Annotated in this window: 16 protein-coding genes and 1 tRNA gene; 4 read left to right on the forward strand and 13 right to left on the reverse strand. The window is 52.5% G+C overall.

Annotation, left to right across the window (positions count from 1 at the left end):
- Window positions 1-14: 14 nt before the first annotated feature.
- Together B7989_RS11880 and B7989_RS11885 are read right to left on the reverse strand one after the other, a co-directional pair.
- Window positions 15-761: a transglutaminase family protein gene (locus B7989_RS11880; protein WP_233144407.1), complete on the reverse strand. Its 747-nt coding sequence runs from the start codon at window positions 759-761 to the stop codon at window positions 15-17.
- A gap of 5 nt (window positions 762-766) precedes the next feature.
- Window positions 767-2,740, reverse strand: coding sequence for a hypothetical protein (locus tag B7989_RS11885; RefSeq protein ID WP_088628698.1), 1,974 nt, complete (start codon window positions 2,738-2,740; stop codon window positions 767-769).
- 170 nt (window positions 2,741-2,910) lie between these two features.
- Between B7989_RS11885 and B7989_RS11890 the strand changes: the two genes are divergently transcribed.
- Genes B7989_RS11890 through B7989_RS11905 form a run of 4 tightly spaced genes read left to right on the forward strand, consistent with a single transcriptional unit; the run spans window position 2,911 to window position 6,740 of the window.
- On the forward strand, window positions 2,911-4,182 hold the full coding sequence (locus tag B7989_RS11890) for a chloride channel protein (protein ID WP_369829066.1): 1,272 nt from the start codon (window positions 2,911-2,913) through the stop codon (window positions 4,180-4,182).
- A 3-nt stretch (window positions 4,183-4,185) separates the two neighbouring features.
- Window positions 4,186-5,106, forward strand: coding sequence for a radical SAM/SPASM domain-containing protein (locus B7989_RS11895; protein ID WP_088628700.1), 921 nt, complete (start codon window positions 4,186-4,188; stop codon window positions 5,104-5,106).
- An 18-nt stretch (window positions 5,107-5,124) separates the two neighbouring features.
- Window positions 5,125-5,973 carry an arginase family protein gene (locus tag B7989_RS11900; protein ID WP_088628701.1) on the forward strand — a complete coding sequence of 283 codons (849 nt, stop codon included), beginning with the start codon at window positions 5,125-5,127 and terminating at the stop codon, window positions 5,971-5,973.
- Window positions 5,974-5,978: 5 nt separating this feature from the next.
- Window positions 5,979-6,740, forward strand: coding sequence for a pseudouridine synthase (locus tag B7989_RS11905; RefSeq protein WP_233144408.1), 762 nt, complete (start codon window positions 5,979-5,981; stop codon window positions 6,738-6,740).
- On the opposite strand, the gene ftsE is transcribed toward B7989_RS11905, so the two are convergent.
- The 11 genes from ftsE to B7989_RS11960 all read right to left on the reverse strand — a co-directional run bounded on the left by ftsE (window position 6,737) and on the right by B7989_RS11960 (window position 15,704).
- A complete protein-coding gene (ftsE, locus tag B7989_RS11910) occupies window positions 6,737-7,426 on the reverse strand; it encodes a cell division ATP-binding protein FtsE (RefSeq protein ID WP_088628703.1) in 690 nt (229 codons plus the stop codon). The two genes, B7989_RS11905 and ftsE, sit on opposite strands and share 4 nt — an antisense overlap.
- 35 nt (window positions 7,427-7,461) lie before the next feature.
- Window positions 7,462-8,757 (reverse strand): peptidylprolyl isomerase, encoded by a 1,296-nt coding sequence (locus B7989_RS11915; RefSeq protein WP_088628704.1) that lies wholly within the window; start codon window positions 8,755-8,757, stop codon window positions 7,462-7,464.
- Window positions 8,757-9,581: a hypothetical protein gene (locus tag B7989_RS11920; RefSeq protein WP_088628705.1), complete on the reverse strand. Its 825-nt coding sequence runs from the start codon at window positions 9,579-9,581 to the stop codon at window positions 8,757-8,759. The genes B7989_RS11915 and B7989_RS11920 overlap by 1 nt, the downstream gene beginning before the upstream one ends.
- Window positions 9,582-9,670: 89 nt before the next feature.
- Window positions 9,671-11,089 (reverse strand): MBOAT family protein, encoded by a 1,419-nt coding sequence (locus B7989_RS11925; RefSeq protein ID WP_088628706.1) that lies wholly within the window; start codon window positions 11,087-11,089, stop codon window positions 9,671-9,673.
- A 3-nt stretch (window positions 11,090-11,092) separates the two neighbouring features.
- A complete protein-coding gene (locus B7989_RS11930) occupies window positions 11,093-11,491 on the reverse strand; it encodes a hypothetical protein (protein ID WP_088628707.1) in 399 nt (132 codons plus the stop codon).
- 37 nt (window positions 11,492-11,528) lie between these two features.
- A complete protein-coding gene (locus B7989_RS11935; RefSeq protein WP_158212914.1) occupies window positions 11,529-12,584 on the reverse strand; it encodes an FISUMP domain-containing protein in 1,056 nt (351 codons plus the stop codon).
- Between the two features lie 80 nt (window positions 12,585-12,664).
- Window positions 12,665-12,737 (reverse strand) — tRNA-Asn (locus B7989_RS11940).
- Between the two features lie 141 nt (window positions 12,738-12,878).
- Entirely contained in the window at window positions 12,879-13,898 is a 1,020-nt protein-coding gene (locus B7989_RS11945; RefSeq protein WP_233144409.1) for an RluA family pseudouridine synthase, read from the reverse strand.
- Window positions 13,899-14,021: 123 nt separating this feature from the next.
- Window positions 14,022-14,657: a nicotinate-nicotinamide nucleotide adenylyltransferase gene (locus tag B7989_RS11950; protein WP_088628710.1), complete on the reverse strand. Its 636-nt coding sequence runs from the start codon at window positions 14,655-14,657 to the stop codon at window positions 14,022-14,024.
- Between the two features lie 23 nt (window positions 14,658-14,680).
- Window positions 14,681-15,289 carry a hypothetical protein gene (locus B7989_RS11955; RefSeq protein ID WP_088628711.1) on the reverse strand — a complete coding sequence of 203 codons (609 nt, stop codon included), beginning with the start codon at window positions 15,287-15,289 and terminating at the stop codon, window positions 14,681-14,683.
- A gap of 7 nt (window positions 15,290-15,296) precedes the next feature.
- Entirely contained in the window at window positions 15,297-15,704 is a 408-nt protein-coding gene (locus B7989_RS11960; protein WP_072799492.1) for a hypothetical protein, read from the reverse strand.
- Window positions 15,705-15,706 lie beyond the last annotated feature (2 nt).

The raw sequence follows: 15,706 nt of genomic DNA on the forward strand, positions 1-15,706 counted from the left end.
GGCAAAAAACACGATTACAGGTGGTCAGGTAAACGGCTTTTAGCAATCTCTTGGTTGGCCTTGATGCCCGGATATTCCACAAAGAACTCTTCGGCCATGCGGTACCAGGTCAAAGCGCGGCGCAAGTCGCTGTCCAAGTACAGGTTTCCCATATTGAAGGCGGCAAGTCCCACGAACTGCGTAGGCGAAAGCGGTTTAAATTCAAGCCCCGTCCAGGGGCCGGCCTTGTACTTTTCGCGGTACTCGGCGTCGGTATAGCTATAGCCTTCGCGGTTGGGTTCCAGATTGATTGCAGACGAAGAATCCGCGCCGTAACGCAAGAACACATGCCCCGGGAGCATGATGACCGAAAGTGGCAAGTGGCGAGCCTCCGCTACCATCATCGCAAGCCAAGAAAGGCCCATGCAGCCGGACTTTTTCATTTGCAGCACGTGCAGCGGGAGAATCGCTTCGGCGGTAACGGCCGCATCGCCTGCACCCGCAAATTCTAGCCCCCAATAAGTCCACAGCAGGCTTTTCAGGCTCCACAATGTATCGCCAGTCGACGCAAGCGAGCTGTCGAAATAAGCAAGACCGCCATTCCAGATTTTCATCGAATCGAGGCAACCCGGCATGCGGTCTTCGAAAGAACACGCCGCATCGCGAAAGCCCATGGTCTCGGCACGCCCGCTCCAGAGTACCAGCGCTAACGACGCCGCCAGAACGACGATGAGCACCGGCCAAAAGAACCGTTTTGCAAGTGCGGCAAGGCGAGCGAGCATGGAAATTAAAGTCCGTCCCACTCCATGGGAGACTGCCAGAAGTCACGAGCCGTCATCATGTAAATCACGAGACGCTTGCTCTGCATGTCCTTCTTCATTTTCATCATGCGGTGGTACACGCCCGGGCCGCCGCCCCAGCTAGTAAGCACCTGCACATCGAGCCCTGTCGCATAAGCCAACAGCGAGCCCGGGCCGCCCGATTTCTGGTCGACCGATTCAAACACGCCCGTAAAGGAATCGCCCATCAAGAGAATCGGCGAATTCTTGCCGCCCTTGTAGGCTTCGGTGCCCTTGAAGATTTTCATTGCAGGCAAAGTATCTGCCGGGTACTTGGACTTTTCGGCATCGGGCAAATGCGCCACAAGATCGCCTTCACGTACCGTTTTCGTTTCTTGCAGGTTAAGCGAACCGGGCTGTGCTCCCGATTCGGCGTACCAAGAATACTGCGTCACGCGGCTCGCCAAGAGTTCCATGGCAGCAAGCATACCAGGCAAGGACCAGTGCGTATCGTAACGCTGGTAGCTGTAATGCGGAGGTTCATCGCCCGATTTGGCAGCCATCAGGGCCGGGTAAAGATCAAGCACGTCGAGTCCTGCAGCAAGCATTTCGCGAGTGAATTCGCGACCGGCCGGATTCACGCAAAGGTCGGCAGCAGTGCCTTCGACCAGGCGTTCGCCATAAATTTCTTCTTTCACCGGAACCGGCACCACCAAGAGTTGCACGTTCAGGGAATCTAGGTACTTCTTGAGTTCCAGCAGACGCGGGAGCGGGTTGTGCAAGGAATCCTGCTTGGTTATTTTATCTGCAAGCAGATAGTTGGCATTGCGTCTGAACCAAAGCATGTCGCCACCGGCCCAAGCGTTCTGTTCCTTCGGGAGTTTCTTGAGCTTTTTCGAGAGGGCATCGCGGAACTTTTTCGTGTCCGCATTCACAGGGCACGTTCCCTCGAGCGATGCAAGCGTTTCGAGCCTGAATGCAGAACTCGTATCGAGCATGCGGTTCACCGGCACCACCTCGCCCGCTTCGGCCAAGGAATCTGCCGTACGCTTGGCACGCAAGGCTTCGTCGCTCAAGCGGAACGCAGGCACTTCAAAAGCGATCCACATCGGCGTCCCCATCGGGTTTCCGCGCATCACGGCAAAAGGCCTGTTGGCATCGCCTTCCCACGGGGCTCCAGCCGTATGCGGTTCCAAGTCGGTATTCAAAGTCGGATACCAGTAAGACGACAAGGTACGGGCCCAGTTCATGGCATCGTCAATATTCATTTCGCCGGTCAAGTAGTAATTCAAAATTTCAGCGGTTTCGCCCTTCGAAGAGAGCTTTAGCTTACCATAAAATACAGTGCGGCCAGTCCACTGCGCAGGCATCACTTCGACCCACCAGTCCACAGAACCATCGCTCAGGGGAACGCCCCACATGCGGGTCACCGTCTGGAAGGCCCTGAACACATCGGGTTCATTCCACTTGACCGCTTCAACGGAATTCAAAATCTGAGCTAAAGAATCGTTGCCGGTCTGTGCGTAAAGAATCTTGGCAAGCGGTTCCCAAGCCAAAGGCTGGCGGCCCGCAATGGCAGCAGGCTCATATTCCGAAAGGGAATCCAGCATCGGGAACGGATATTCCGCAAGCTTTGTCGAAGCCATTTTGCCCGTATAGTTTTCAGGCTTTTCTTCTTTGCCCGCCAGGCGAATCGGGTTATTGAAATACGCCGCAAAATCGAGGGCTGCAAGAGTGGGCTTTTTAACCACGCGCACCTGCTTATCGGCACTGATGAATTTCATTTCGAACACAGTCACCGACGTCGAAGGCTGGGGCGGCAATGCCGCCGGGCGCTCCGCAGACACGCTCTCGGTCGCAGGTGCATTTGCATCCGGTTTATTCGAGGCACAAGAAGAAAGTGCTGCCACCAAGAGCGACGACGAAAGCATCGCCAAAGAAATTTTGGTCAAAGAATTTTTAGCGCGGGATTCCAATTTCATATTTCAAATATACAAAATCTGCTTTTCGGACTAAATTTCTAAATTTACTGCGCAATCAAGGATTATCCATGAATTTTAGTGATTTTGGCAAATACAACCAATTCAAGGAACAATTCGCCGGCATGTCTCCCGAAATGAAGGAGCAAATGATGCGCATGGCGAAGGAACAGATGAAGGCAAGAATCAGCGCATTTGTTCAAAAATGGCTTTCGCTCCCGATTTTGACTGTAGCCGCAGTCGTCTTGGGCGCAGTCGTAGGAGCGCTTACGGCTTTCTTTGGGCAGGTGCTCTTGGCAGTGAGTGCGGTGCGCGATGCCAACCCGCTTTACTGGATTCCGGGACTCGCCTTGATTGGTATCGCAATTGTGCTTGGCTACAAGAAATTTGGCAAAGGCACCGAGCGCGGCATGGATATGGTTTTCGGGGTCGCCCACGGGAAAGAAAACGAAATTCCGCTGCGCATGATCCCGATGGTCGCAGTAAGCACATGGCTTACGCATTTGTTCGGTGGCAGTGCCGGCCGCGAAGGCGTCGCGATTCAGATTGGCGCGACACTCGGACATAACATCAGCAAAAAGATTCCTGTAGAAAACGCAGGCAAAATTCTGCTGATCGCCGGCATGGCCGCAGGCTTTGCAGGACTTTTCCAGACACCGCTTGCCGCCATTGCGCTTGCGCTCGAAGTTCTGCTGGTAGGCTACTTGAATCTGTCGGCATTGCTCCCGGCAACGGTCGCTGCATTTACCGCCTACAAGGTTTCCGAAATGCTCGGGCTTGAAAAGTTCTCCGTTGATTTGGCTACGCTTTTCCCGGATTGGAAGGTGGCAGGACTCCTGTGGAACGAAACCGGTTTGAATATTCAATTTGTGCTGAAACTAGCGTTGCTCGGCGTGCTTTTCGGCATTGTGGGCGGCGGTTTTGCCAAATTGCTTTCGCTCGCCAAGAAACTCGCCGCGAACAAGTTGCCGAATGCGGTCAAGCGCATCGCCTTTGTCGGCATCGCCATTAGCCTTCTGTTGCTATTGTTCTGGCAGGGCCGCTACGCGGGCCTGGGCACGAACTTGATTGATTTCTGCTTTGCAAACGGAGCCGCCGTTGGAACGACGATTTTTGCCAGCGACTGGATTCTGAAATTTGCACTCACGATTGCGACGATTGCCGTCGGGTTCAAGGGCGGCGAAGTCACGCCGTTGTTCGCCATCGGTGCAACATTCGGCGCTTGGGTAGCCACCATGGTAGGCGTTCCCCTGCCACTTGCAGCAGCCCTCGGTTATGCCGCTGTCTTTGGTGGCGCCACCAACACGCTCTTGGCCCCCATCTTCATTGGTGCCGAGATTTTTGGATTTGACACCTTGCCCGCCTTCTTTATCGTTTGCGTGGCAGCCTTCGTTTGCAATGGCGGTCAAAGCATTTACGCCCAGAAAAAGCTGAGACTCAAGTAACGCATGAACGCGGTCTATATCGAAATCACGGATGTTTGCAATTTGAACTGCAGCTTTTGCCCTTGCGGAAAGGCAAATTCGTCGGCAACGTCCCATTCGATAAATAAGCCGCGCGAATTCATGAGTACGGAACTGTTTGAGCGATGCATTACCGAATCGGCGACTGTAGCCGAAAATGTCTACTTTCATGTGCTTGGCGAACCTACGTTGCACCCAGGATTTGGAATGTTCCTTAAAAGATTGGAGCAGACCAAGCTCAAGCTGAACTTGACAACGAACGGCACCACCATTGCGCGCACCGGCAAATTAATCCTCGCCTCCCCCGCAGCGCGACAAGTGAACTTTTCAACGCATGCCTATGCGGAGCTTTCGCCAGAGATTGCCAAGCGCAATCTCCAAGATGTTCTTGACTTTTGCAAGATGGCAAACGCCGTACGCCCAGACCTGTACATCAATTTAAGACTCTGGAACGTAGGCGACGATGCCAGCGACACATGGAATCGAGCCATGATTTCAAAGGTCAACGAAGCATTCGGTCGCTCTTCGGGCAGCGCCGAACCTAGCGCGCAAATTTCGCTGGAGCACTTCTGCAGCCGACACAAGAGTTTCCCTGTCGCCGGAAGAATTTACCTGCATCAAGATTCCCGCTTTGAATGGCCCGAGTTAGACGAAAGCCGCGCCAAATCTACCGCTGGTTCATGCCGCGCCCTTGACACGCATGTAGCAATTCTACACGACGGGCGCGTCGTCGCCTGCTGTCTCGACCATAGCGGGCAAATTACGCTTGGCCGCATCCAAGAACAAAGCCTCGCCGAAATTCTCGAATCGCCCGCCGCCAAGAGCCTCCGCGAAGGCTTTGAAAAGCACGAATTGCGCCACCCGCTTTGTCAAAATTGCACCTTCTGCAAGCGCTTTAGCAAATAAGTTTATATTTGAGTCATTATGCCAGTCGTTTCCGTTCAAGATTTCACAGGCGTTTACGCCGAGCAGCCCTTTATGCAAGGGTTGCTAGAGTCTGCGGCTACCGACAAGAATATCCATTGGTTTGATTGCACTCAAGTTGACGGCACCGACTGCTACTGCGACGACGAAGCTCAAGCCATTCTCCGCCAGCAAATCGAAAGTGTAGGCAACGATTCCTTCGGCATTCATTTCTTTGACAACGGCAATTACCACTATATGAGCAAGCTCTGGACGGACAGCGTTCAAGAGCCTTTTGATCTGGTGGTATTCGACCACCACCCCGATATGCAACCGCCCAGATTCGAAGGAATCTTGAGTTGCGGCGGCTGGATTAAAGAGGTTCTGGACCACAACAAGTTCGTGCAGAACGTCATCGTTATTGGAGTCGCCGACCACTTGGTCGAAGAAATCCGCAAAGACCTCACCCAAGCAAACTCTGCCGAAATTCTCAACCGCGTTACCTTCATCCGCGAAAGTGAACTGAAGAATCATTTGGAGAACCTCTCGTCTCTCGTCTGTAGCGAACTCGCGGGCGTCCACTCGTCTAATCTCTATATATCCATCGACAAAGACGCGCTCTCTACGGCAGAGGCCGCCACCAACTGGGATCAAGGTTCGCTCACTTTTGAACAGCTCACCGACACGCTCCAAACGCTCGCCCAGAACCGAAAAATTCTAGGCATCGACGTTTGCGGCGAACGAGCCCGCGACATGGGTTTTGAAGACACTGCTACAGCAGACGCGCTCAACAACGCGCTAAACAAAAAATCATACAACATGCTCATGACTTTAGCAACAAGAGGAGATTCCGCACCCAGTGCGGAATGACATTAATGGCGTTTCGTAGCAGCAACAAGCCCCCAAAGCAAGGCGCCCACGGCGTTGCCCGCGTCATTTCCAAACGCGGCTATTGCAGCCGTAGCCAAGCCGAAAAGCTGGTGCGCGAAGGCCACGTGATTCTTAGAGGCAAGCCCGTGCACGACCCCGAATCGCCCGCCTACGAAAACGACGAGATTCTTGTCGACGGCGTCCCCGTTACTGCAAGCGAATTCGTCTACTTCGCCATGAACAAGCCCCGCGGAATCGTCACCACCGCAAGCGACGAAAAGGGCCGCAAGACCGTGATGGACTTATTCCGCGAAGAGTTCGCCAAGATGTACCCCGGCAAGCCTATGCCGCACATCGCTCCCATAGGTCGCCTCGACGCCGCAAGCGAAGGCTTGCTGCTGTTTACTAACGACACAGCCTGGGCGGACCGCGTCCTCACCGACGCCACCCACCTCAAAATCTACCGCGTGCAAGTCAAGGGCAAACCCACCGCCGCCGAACTTTCGCAAATGGAAAAAGGCTTTAGCGTTCCGCCCCGCGTCTTCGGCGAAAGCGAAGAATTCATGCACGCCGAGCGCGCGATTCTTCACAGCGAAGGCGACAGGAACTGCTGGCTTGAAATTACTTTATCCGAAGGCAAGAACCGTGAAATCCGCCGCATGCTCGCCCACCTCGGCTACGAAGTCATGCGCCTCATGCGCATTCAATTCGACAAGTACACGCTAGGCGATTTAAAACCCGGCGAAATCCGCCGCATTCAAGTTTAAATCAAATCTCTGTTCAGGAGTTCGCCGTGGTCAAGCACCAAGCGGCGGAAAGGACTATTCAAGTAAAAGTCCGGATTATGGGTTGCCATCACGACAGTCGTACCGCGGGCATTGATTTCCTTGAAAATCTTAAAAACTTCTTCGGCGTTTTTCGGGTCAAGGTTACCCGTCGGTTCGTCAGCCAAAAGAAGATACGGGTTATGCACCATCGCACGCGCAATGGCCACACGCTGCTGTTCACCACCCGAAAGTGTATACGGCATGGCAAAGCGTTTCTGGCTAATACCCACGAGGGCTAAAGCGTCAAAGACCGCTGCATTAATCAACTTACTCGGCGTACCGACAATGCGGAGTGCAAGCGCCACATTTTCAAACACATTGCGGTCCGGCAACAACTTAAAGTCCTGGAAGATGATTCCCATCTTGCGGCGGAGTGACTGAATCTTGCTATCCGGTGTATTCTTGCTGTCATACAGGCAGTCGCCTGTAAACTTCACCATCACCTGGCCGCCACGTTCTTCGTCCGGGCGTTCGTCCATGTAAATCAGCTTCAAGAGCGTCGACTTACCGGCACCCGAATGCCCTGTTAGAAAAACGAATTCACCTTTATGAATACGCAACGTCACATTGGAAAGAGCCTTCCAATTATCCTCGTAAGATTTAGTGACGTGGTTAAAGTGAATCATAAGGCCCGCGATCTATTGTTTTAACGAAAAATAAATTATTCCGTCATGCGGATTTCGATATGGACCTCGTCGCGCCACTTTTTCACCAGCGCTTCAAGTTTCTGATTTTCGAGATGGGTTGCAGCCATCTGTTCAATCTTGCCATAATCTTCATCCAAAGTCAAATCGCGAGTCTGGCGGGAATCGTCCAGGCGGAACAGGTGGTAGGCGCCATCAATCAGAACAGGTTCCGAAATTTCTCCCACGTTCAAGTTCGCAACCGGTTCCACATATGCCGGTTCCATTTCGTTGCGCTGGAACCAACCGAGGCGGCCACCGGCAAAATTGCTGGACTTGTCTTCACTAAACTTCTTGGCGGCAGCGGCAAAGCCTTCTGTCGTCTTGATTGCATTTCTCAGAGAATCGGCGCGGGCAAGAACCGCGGCAGAATCCTTCGCCGTCGGAATCGTGCGGAGCAAAATCTGGGCAGAACGCACACCGTCTTCTTTACGGCCGAGCACGCGGGCAATATGCCAGCCAAGCTTCGTCTTCACCGGGTTAGAAGAATACTGACCGTTCTTCAGCAAATCCAAGGCACGTTCAAAGGCCGGATCCAACTGGCCACGCTTAAAGTAGCCGAGGTCACCGCCCTTCGCGGCAGAGGTATCCTGCGAATGGGCCTTCGCCAACAGTTCAAAGCTCATACCCAGGTTCAAGGTATCGATCAAGGCATCCGCAATACGCTTCACGGAATCAACAATCATGGAATCCGGTTCAATCGGCAACTGGATATGGCTCAGGAGCACGCAGTTGAACTGCTGCGGAATAGAATCCTTGTAGTTTGCAAAAAAGGCATCCACTTCTTTCTTGGTCGGCGTAACAGAACCGACGTGGCGCTGGCGCACGCGGGCCATTTCGATGTGGTTGCGGATTTGCTTCGAAAGCTGGTCGCGGTACTGCGCCATGCTAATGCCGAGCTGGGCACGAATCGCCTTTTCGAGCGTCGCAAGGTCCGTATTCTGGCTTGCGGCAAGCTGCGACAAGTGAGCATTCACGCGCTGGTCAACTTCGGCATCGGTAATCACAATAGAATCGCGGTCAATGCGGCTCAGCAAGACCTTTTCTTCAATCATCTGGTCAAGCACGTACTTGCGCTGGTCTGCTTCAGACATCGCAGAACCTTCGGGCGTTTCCTGAAAACGGTACAAGTTATTCAAGAATTCCGAACGCATAATCGGCTTGCCATCGACCACGGCCGCAACCCCTTCCATCAACACGGGTTCAGCCATGGCAAACGCGGCTAAAGCACTCAACGAAATAACAAATTGTTTCACTGCAACAGGAAACTTCATTACTTTTCCTTTTCGCTAAACACATTCATCTGCGAGAAAATCGGGCGTGCCTTCTTCCATTCCTTCTTCAGGCGGGCAAACACGGTCTTCTGGTGTTCGACCCAGGCGCGGGCAGCCACATCTTCGGCGACTTCGGCATAGGGCAACACATCGGCAGAATCGAGTCTCGACAGCACAACGACAGCCTTGAGCTGGCCACCGCAAAGCTTAACCTGCGAAAGCTTGCCGAATTCCACATCGGTAAACGACGGCAAAATGCAGCTATCGGGGCTAACGGCAACCGTGTCAAAGCGTTCAATGCGCTTCACCATCCAGCTTGCAGCCGGATAAGTTTCATATGTCAGCTTCTTATGTCCCTTATGGTACATTTCAGCCATCTGCCAATCCTTAAAGTAAATCACGGCACCGGTCAGCAAGTTCCTGCCGCGCACAAACAATTCCGGATGAGCGTGGTAGTAATCCAGCTTTTCGGTATCGCCGAGCATCATGGTGTCGGCAAACGTCTGCAAGTAATAGTCCACCGTGATCTTGCGTTCGGTACGTCTTACCTGTTCCTGAACGGCGGGGTCCTTCCAGAAGCCCTTGGCCATGGCTTCCTGGTAAATGGTTTCTTCATCAATCCAATGTTCCAGGAACGTCAGCTTTTCGCGGTCCGTCATGTAATCCCATTCAGGGACAAGACGGTAAAGTTCGGCCTGACGGAGTTTGGTTTCGCCCACCGAAACCACAACCGGGTCTTCCTTGGAAAATGGAACATCGCAGCCCGTCAAGCAAAAGAACGAGCATGCACAAACAGTCAGCAGAGAACGGATAATTTTATTCATCGGGGCTAAATTTAGAAAAAACCGAGCCCGCCGCCCACTCAAACAACATTCTTTTACTTTCAATCAGGCTTTTTTCTAAAGCCGCAATCCTAGAATTGGAAATAAAGGAACGGATTGTAGCTTTGTGTAAACAAAGCGAGAATGGCCACGATAAAGATGGCTAACGCCACAACCACACGAACCGGCGAAACCTTGCTGCACCAGTCAAAGCTGCGGAACTTCCAGAACGAAAGCAAGGCCGCAAGCGCCATAAAGAACAGGCAAGTCGGCGTAAAGATTTCAGCAGACAGAATCGCATCGGCAGAGCTCACCGCATTGAACCCGAGCATGCACTTCCACATGCGCCAGGCTTCGCCGATATTGTCGGCACGGAACAGCACCCAGCCAAACAGCACAATCACCTGCGTAATCAGGACCTGCACCACTTTGGGAGCCTTGTAATAGAAAGCGTTCTTGTTGTTCGCGCGTTCCACGATCATAAAGAAGGCATGGTACAAGCCCCAACAAACAAAGGTCCAGTTGGCACCATGCCACACGCCGCTCACGAACATGACCAGGAACAGGTTAAAGTACAGGCGTGCCGTGCCCACACGGTTTCCGCCCAGCGGAATGTACAGGTAGTCACGGAACCAGCTCGTCAGCGAAATATGCCAGAACTTCCAGAATTCGGTAATACTCTTGGAACGGTAGGGGCCGTTAAAGTTGCGCGGGAAATGAAACCCGAGCATAAGTCCAAGACCAATCGCCATGTTCGAATACGCCGAAAAGTCAAAGTAAATCTGGAACATGTATGCAAGCGAGCCCCACCAGCTGTTGAGCACGCCAGGAGCATCAGCCGCAAACACTCGGTCTGCAATAATGCCCACCTGGTTTGCAAGGAATATCTTTTCGGCAAAGCCAAAACAGAAAAACGAAATGCCGCGCACAAAGTTTTCGAGCGTATGCGTACGGGTCGCCAGTTCTTCGGCCACAGTATTGTAGCGCACGATCGGACCCGCCACCAGCTGCGGGAACAAGGCCACGTAGCAAGCAAATGTCGCAAAGTCCTTTACCGGAGGAGCAGTCCCGCGCCACACGTCAATGGCGTAACTCATGGACTGGAACGAATAGAACGAAATACCCACCGGCAAAAGCACAGTCATGACAGAGAACGGTTCGCAACCGAGCTTTGTAATGACGTCATTGATGACGCCCATGCCGAACATGTAATACTTAAAGTAACCGAGCGCCCCGAGGTTCACCGCAATAGCGGCCCCCAGTGCCAGATTCCGTTGCAGTTTAGAAGCACCCGGAGCCGAAATAAAGCGGCCGGCCACGTACACCACCAGGGTGCAACCGAACATCAGGAACACGAGCCACGGTTCAAGCCATCCGTAAAAAACGTAGCTGAAAACCGTGATAAAGAAATTCAATAGAGAATGCTTCGCGTGCAGCTTGTACAACACGAAGTAGCCGACCAGGAACGTCGGCAAGAAATAGAACAAGAATAACTGGGAAGAAAAGACCACGAACTACTCGTTTACTTCGATAGCAAGGTAACGCGGAGATTCGTCGTCAAAGTATTCGTCTTCGACAGCGCCGTCCCAGTTGCCTTCGAGCGGCACGAGCTTGAGCTTATGCTTGGCCTTGGCCTTGAATTCGCCTACATTGCCCTTGGACTTGTCGGCCATTTTGTCCTTGACCTTACCGCGAGCAATCAGCGGGTTGTAAACGCCAACCAACACATCTTTGGCATCGAGTTTGCCCGATTCCACCTTCAGCACCTTGTACTTGAACACGTACACGTAGCTGTACAGGTCGTTACTCGGCATCTTGCCCGGAATTTCGGTCAAGCGGCCTTCAATAGCAATGGGATCAGCCACGGCAAAAACCGCAGCGGCAAACAGAATGGCAATCAATTTTTTCAGCATAATGCCTCCGGGGCCTAATATAGAAAATCTCGGCCGCCTAGTCGTCCAAAATGCAGCGGACAGACATTACCCAATCGGCGCTACTGGTCTGCTTAAAGGAACGCAGATTGCCCCAATCATCCAACAGACAGCGATATTCGTAATCATCAGAAGTCCAAAACGAGCCGTGAACGCCGCTACAGATGTCCGATTTTCCAAAAAAGCTGGTGGCAATGCCCGAGAACCCAAACAGGTCAAACCCGACTTCATTAGGCCAGGATTTAACGGATTTCAAGCCATCTCCCACTATGGTGCTATCCTCAAGCTCAATGGCAGCATAAGCTTCTAGTTCGTCCCATTCTTTGGAGCTCGGCAAATGCCAACCTTCGGGGCAAACCGTCAAAGCTTCGCTCTGATAGTAAAGGCGACCTAATTGCGTACAATAATATTCATGATCATATTCGCACGCGCTTTTTTCGGAGGCATAGTTCAAGTTTTGAGCCATCCAAGTCTGCCAGCCAATATTCACTGTACGGTAAACCTGACCGTCACGGGTATCCAAGAACTGACCATAGATGCCGGAACCAAGCATCTTGGAATTCAGGTTGCCGGTATAGACACAATCGTATTCAGAACAGTCGTATTCAAGCGTCAAGTCTATGTCCACATGCGACGAAGACGAAGATTTTACCGACGACGATGATTCCGGTACAGATTCCAAAGAACTCGCGACCGAATTTTCAGAAGAAGACTCCACCGCTTCGGAAGACACGCCTTCAGACGACGAGGATTCTTTATTCGTTTCACTAGACGAACTGGACCACCGCGCTGAAGAAGAAGATTTAGCCTTTTTTGATGAACTGGAAAGTTTCACCCTGAGCCACAGGCCACCTATACACTGGTAGTACGTGCCGTCATTCATCACCAAAGACTGCTTGGGGTTCGGATTCTCGACACACGGTCCCAGAGTCTCCACATTCAGGTCGTCGTCAAAAAAATCGTCTTCGAGGGAATCAACCGAAGAACCAGTCTCCACAACCTTGTCGTCACCGCCACAAGCCCCCAAGGCAAGCGCCGCCAACAACATGGTGTATCGCAAAAAAACTTTGCGCATTCCGTTCTCCTTCATTGCAACAGAGTTCCCTTTCCCAAGTATAACAAAAAAGGTTCCGACTTGCATCGGAACCTTTTTCACTGCTTCACTTGGACTCGAACCAAGGACAACGCGATTAACAGTCGCGGGCTCTACCAACTGAGCTATGAAGCAATCTAGTCGTTAGACTCGGTCGTTGAGATCGCTCTCATCGACGGCACCAAATATAGATATTCAGAATATTTCGTCAAGGGGTAAGTGCGAATTTTTGCGATTTTTTTTGAAAAAATTCATTTTCGAGGGCTTTTTTGCAACTTACGCATTCTTTTTGGCGTTTTGGACAAGCACCGCCATGTCTGCCGGGTACTCTTCGCAGTCGAAAACACGCGATTCCTTCCAGTAAGGCAACTGGATTTCGACCTTGTACGCATAAAGCATCTGCGACTTGCCGCCGAGGGCCTTTAGGTCTTCGGCGGAAAGGCCTTCTTCGGAATTGTCGACAGAAGGATCGCGGGACCAGGAGCGAGACATTTTCTCGTAGTAAACGCCATCAAAACTGTACAGGCGGTCGCCCAGAATCGGGTACCCGAGTTCTGCGAGGTGTGCACGAATCTGGTGCTTGCGGCCCGTCAAAAGTTCCGCCTCCACCACCGAGTACTTCGACTCGCCTGCCACCGGCTGCGATAACTCGCCCACACCCACCTTTCTAAAGCGCGTGTGGCAGGGTTTGCCATCGGCAAAGTGATGCATGCGAAGCCGCAAGCGGTCCGCGGGGTCTTCGCGCAAAGGCATCGTGCAGTCTACAGGCTCGCCCGCAGGGGTTCCTTCAACCGCGAAGTCCCCGCGCACGACCGCCATATAAAATTTCTTCAGCAAAATGCGATCCAGATTTTTCTGGAATCTTGCAGCCGACTCCGCATATTTCGCAAACAGCATGAGTCCGCCCGTATCGCGGTCCAGGCGATGCATGGGGGTCGCGGTTTCGTAATCCGTTCCGCGACGCACAATCGACGTAAAGGTATTGTAGAATATATGGCCCGTATGATGCACCGGCACGCCCGCAGGCTTTGCCACCAGCATGAATTCGTCGTCTTCGAATACGACCTTAAAATCTGTCGGGACTTCGGGCTCGGTGTAGTTCGTGACGTGGTACACCACCTTGTCGCCGCGGTGCGCAATAGTTTCCAGATTCGCAGTTTCGCCGTTTACCGCCACAAAGCCGTTCGCAATCTTTTCGCCCCACAATTCGCGACTGTGGTAAGTAAAACGCTTGCAAAGAGAATCGAGCAACAGCCAGCCTTCATGCTCCGGCTGCACCACGCTCTCGAAATACATATCTGAAGGTACTGGCATAAGAAAAATCGGGTTACAGGATTCAAATGTGGGATGTGAGATGAGAGATGTGTGATGTGCGATTAGTAATTAATCATTTCACATTACACATTCCACACCATCCATCTACTCTCTATACAGATTATGCTGTTTGATATACTCGTACACCTTCGGGTGCAAGCCCTTGGGTTCTTCACCGCACAGCAGCGCCTTGCGGATCGCGGTACTCGAATACACGCCTTCAAAGCCCTGCTCCGGCCCAAGCCACAAAAGGTCAGCATAACCCTTCGCCTTGTGTTCTACAATATCCGGCTTCGGGTAACCGTTACGGGCAAACACAATCAGTTCAATGTCGCGCAACAGGAGGTGTCCATTGTAGTTCGTGCCGAAAAAGTTCATCGGGTCGCGCCAATGCGGAATGCCGTCGTAGGTATCGGCACCGGTCAGCAGGCGAAAATTGACGTCCGGAAATTTTTCCTTAAGCCCGCACAAGAACACATACGAACCGCGAAAGTCGCCCTGTTCAATTTCCAAGTCCGAAAGAATCAGCCGCGGGTCGCCTTCCATGGCGAGTTCCAGCATGGCAAAGCGGTCTTCGGGGCTCGCATTCAGCTTCTTGTCCCAGCGGTCGGGACTTGGCATAAACCACACCTCGTCACAAAATCCTTTTTGCAGACAAGTCTTTGCTACCCTAATATGGTCCAAATGAACCGGATCGAACGCTCCCCCTAAAACAGCAACATTCTTCTTAAAATCAGACAAAACAAATCCCTAAAATTAAACCACTAGAACACGTACACCGAGAATCCCAAGTTCATCTGGATACGGCCACCGTGCACCTTCTTGTCCAGGAACGGATCGTAATGCGTCAGCACCCAGCGGTAAGCGACTTCGGCAAACAGCATCGTCTTCGAGAAAATAAACAACAGCGATCCAAAGCCCGCGCCCCATTCGTTCCAGGCCACGTCGCCCAAGTCGCTCAGTTCCTTCACGCGAGAATACGACCCCAGCAAATAGACTTCGCCCAGCAAGTGGAGCCCCAATTCGAAATCCATTTCCGAATGGTCCACCTGGTAGTCCTTTCCGTCATCGGCATCCTCTTCGTAACCGTACATGCCATACCCCACGCGGAACAGCGCAAGTCCCGGGTACCAAATACCGATCATCGGTTCAATCTGGCGGAGTCCAATTCCGCGGTCAGAACCCACGCCCGTGCCCGAGCCAAAGCCGAGCGCACCGCCCACAATCAGCGGCGTACGGATCCCGTTCAGCAACGGTCCGGCAGAAGTTCCCGTGGCAGCCCCCGTAGTCGGGTCAATGGCCGCTTCCATCTGCGACCAGGCCGGAACGCAGGCGAACAGCGCAAACACGAGCAGGGCGATTATCTTTTTCATAGGCACCTCACGATACGGCAATCACCGCCACCCCAAGCCCCATCAAGACATTCACCGCGGCATCTACCTTGGTAATCTTGAAGAACTTCGGGCGAATCGAATTTTCCTTGAAAATCTGCGAAATTTCCAAATGCGACAAGTACATCGAAACCGCAAGCTTCACAAACACGACGCCCACCACCCAGTAGGCCAAGCCCGAAAGGTAAGTCAGCAAGATAAACAGCACCGAAAGCGTTCCGGTCAGCAAGAAATTCGAACGACGGATCGAACTTTCGTCCGAATCGTTCTCCAGCGCCATCGCCTTGAATTCCTTGACCTTTTCGCAAATTGCCTCGTAACTCGTCACCAACTGGTGCAGGTTATAGCCCACCAGCACAATCGACGCCACCAAGGTAATTTTTATCGCAATATCCATCA

Source organism: Fibrobacter sp. UWB5 (genome assembly GCF_002210295.1).
GTDB lineage: Bacteria > Fibrobacterota > Fibrobacteria > Fibrobacterales > Fibrobacteraceae > Fibrobacter.

Coding starts and splice junctions, on each gene's coding strand:
- B7989_RS11880 (WP_233144407.1), bottom strand. CDS start 761: ATGCTCGCTCGCCTTGCCGCACTTGCAAAACGGTTCTTTTGGCCGGTG.
- B7989_RS11885 (WP_088628698.1), bottom strand. CDS start 2,740: ATGAAATTGGAATCCCGCGCTAAAAATTCTTTGACCAAAATTTCTTTG.
- B7989_RS11890 (WP_369829066.1), top strand. CDS start 2,911: ATGAAGGCAAGAATCAGCGCATTTGTTCAAAAATGGCTTTCGCTCCCG.
- B7989_RS11895 (WP_088628700.1), top strand. CDS start 4,186: ATGAACGCGGTCTATATCGAAATCACGGATGTTTGCAATTTGAACTGC.
- B7989_RS11900 (WP_088628701.1), top strand. CDS start 5,125: ATGCCAGTCGTTTCCGTTCAAGATTTCACAGGCGTTTACGCCGAGCAG.
- B7989_RS11905 (WP_233144408.1), top strand. CDS start 5,979: ATGGCGTTTCGTAGCAGCAACAAGCCCCCAAAGCAAGGCGCCCACGGC.
- ftsE (WP_088628703.1), bottom strand. CDS start 7,426: ATGATTCACTTTAACCACGTCACTAAATCTTACGAGGATAATTGGAAG.
- B7989_RS11915 (WP_088628704.1), bottom strand. CDS start 8,757: ATGAAGTTTCCTGTTGCAGTGAAACAATTTGTTATTTCGTTGAGTGCT.
- B7989_RS11920 (WP_088628705.1), bottom strand. CDS start 9,581: ATGAATAAAATTATCCGTTCTCTGCTGACTGTTTGTGCATGCTCGTTC.
- B7989_RS11930 (WP_088628707.1), bottom strand. CDS start 11,491: ATGCTGAAAAAATTGATTGCCATTCTGTTTGCCGCTGCGGTTTTTGCC.
- B7989_RS11935 (WP_158212914.1), bottom strand. CDS start 12,584: ATGCGCAAAGTTTTTTTGCGATACACCATGTTGTTGGCGGCGCTTGCC.
- B7989_RS11945 (WP_233144409.1), bottom strand. CDS start 13,898: ATGTATTTCGAGAGCGTGGTGCAGCCGGAGCATGAAGGCTGGCTGTTG.
- B7989_RS11955 (WP_088628711.1), bottom strand. CDS start 15,289: ATGAAAAAGATAATCGCCCTGCTCGTGTTTGCGCTGTTCGCCTGCGTT.
- B7989_RS11960 (WP_072799492.1), bottom strand. CDS start 15,704: ATGGATATTGCGATAAAAATTACCTTGGTGGCGTCGATTGTGCTGGTG.